Below are 2,266 nucleotides of genomic sequence, written 5' to 3'. Positions count from 1 at the left end.
TCTTACGAAACTGTTGCGTCTTCATTGGGTTTGATGGCTCACCTTGAGGTACCGATCGACCTTCGAGATGACAGGACCGTGGCCTGAGACAAATGTGCTTCCTAAGCTTTCACTTATTCAGCGCTCAGACATCACGATCAGTTGTGTCTCCCTGTTAGGAGGTGATCCAGCCGCACCTTCCGGTACGGCTACCTTGTTACGACTTCACCCCAGTCATCAGCCCCACCTTCGGCGTCCTCCTCCACAAGGGTTGGAGTAACGACTTCGGGCATGGCCAACTTCCATGGTGTGACGGGCGGTGTGTACAAGGCCCGGGAACGTATTCACCGCAGTATGCTGACCTGCGATTACTAGCGATTCCTCCTTCACGTAGGCGAGTTGCAGCCTACGATCTGAACTGAGCCACGGTTTATGGGATTAGCTAACTCTCGCGAGCTTGCAACCCTTTGTCCGTAGCATTGTAGTACGTGTGTAGCCCAGGATGTAAGGGGCATGATGACTTGACGTCATCCACACCTTCCTCCGGTTTATCACCGGCGGTCTCTCTAGAGTGCCCAACTAAATGCTGGCAACTAAAGACGTGGGTTGCGCTCGTTGCGGGACTTAACCCAACATCTCACGACACGAGCTGACGACAGCCATGCACCACCTGTCTCTGCGCTCCCGAAGGCACTCCCTCGTTTCCAAGGGATTCGCAGGATGTCAAACCCTGGTAAGGTTCTTCGCGTTGCATCGAATTAAACCACATACTCCACCGCTTGTGCGGGCCCCCGTCAATTCCTTTGAGTTTCACACTTGCGTGCGTACTCCCCAGGCGGAACACTTAACGCGTTAGCTACGACACCGAGGGGGTCGATTCCCCCGACACCTAGTGTTCATCGTTTACGGCCAGGACTACAGGGGTATCTAATCCCTTTCGCTCCCCTGGCTTTCGTCCATGAGCGTCAGTTATGGCCCAGCAGAGCGCCTTCGCCACTGGTGTTCTTCCCGATATCTACGCATTTCACCGCTACACCGGGAATTCCCTCTGCCCCTACCACACTCAAGCCTTGTAGTTTCCATCGCTGAAATGGAGTTGAGCTCCACGTTTTAACGACAGACTTACAGGGCCGCCTGCGGACGCTTTACGCCCAATAATTCCGGATAACGCTTGCCACTCCCGTATTACCGCGGCTGCTGGCACGGAATTAGCCGTGGCTTATTCCTCAAGTACCGTCATGTCTTCTTCCTTGAGAAAAGAGGTTTACAGCCCAGAGGCCTTCATCCCTCACGCGGCGTTGCTCCGTCAGGCTTTCGCCCATTGCGGAAAATTCCCCACTGCTGCCTCCCGTAGGAGTCTGGGCCGTGTCTCAGTCCCAGTGTGGCTGATCATCCTCTCAGACCAGCTACTGATCGTCGCCTTGGTGGGCCATTACCCCACCAACTAGCTAATCAGACGCGGGCTCATCCTCAGGCGAAATTCATTTCACCTCTCGGCATATGGGGTATTAGCGGCCGTTTCCGGCCGTTATCCCCCTCCTGAGGGCAGATTCCCACGCGTTACTCACCCGTCCGCCACTCGCCCGAAGGCTCGTTCGACTTGCATGTGTTAAGCACGCCGCCAGCGTTCATCCTGAGCCAGGATCAAACTCTCCGTTGTAGATCCAACCCTCTTGGGTAACTCTCGCTACCCTCAGCTGAATTTGCCTATCGCTGTCCCTGCAGACTGGCGTCTACAGAAACCTCTGGGCCACCAACGCTCTCGCGATGGGTTCAAAGAGTGCACTGCTCGTTTTCTGCTTCGCCCTCCTTTCGGTTGGCTCAACAGATCACGCGCCGTGACTTTCCCGAATCTCAGATCCGGTTCGCAACCAGCCGAACAACCAAAGGGCCTTCCATCTCTTTGAAAAATAGCGCCGCTCCAAGCAACAGCGCGTCGTGAGAACGCTCCGCTACTCCTTGATCACTTCGACCCGTCGCTTGTTTCTTTTGACGGGACCTCACACCTCCACCGCTCTTCGTCCGTTGCCTCCCCTCTCAGGAAGTCCTCTCCCCTCGCCGTAGCAAGGGACACAGGCACTTTTGATTCAGCCGCCTACGGTCTCCCGCATTCGCACCTCCTCGCCAGCCGCAACCGACGCAGTGGAAGCGTCAGTTCCTAAACTTTTTTGGTTGTCCAGGTTCTACCGCTCCACCCCTTCCGGGGCTCTCGCGGCGCGTCGCCTCCCGGCGACTCAGAAAACTTACAGCACCGTCGGCTCGCGCCTCTCAGTCTCAGTAAGCCCGC

General features: G+C 56.2%; 1 rRNA gene. It reads right to left on the bottom strand.

The annotated features are described in order from the left end of the window. Window positions 1-154: 154 nt before the first annotated feature. Window positions 155-1,639: ribosomal RNA gene (locus KBY95_RS16230) — 16S ribosomal RNA — on the bottom strand. Window positions 1,640-2,266: the final 627 nt, after the last annotated feature.

The organism is Cyanobium sp. Aljojuca 7A6 (genome assembly GCF_024346455.1).
In the GTDB taxonomy this organism is placed as follows: Bacteria; Cyanobacteriota; Cyanobacteriia; order PCC-6307; family Cyanobiaceae; genus Cyanobium.
Note: the sequence above shows the minus strand (reverse complement) of the source record. Positions and strands in the feature narration are given on the sequence as shown.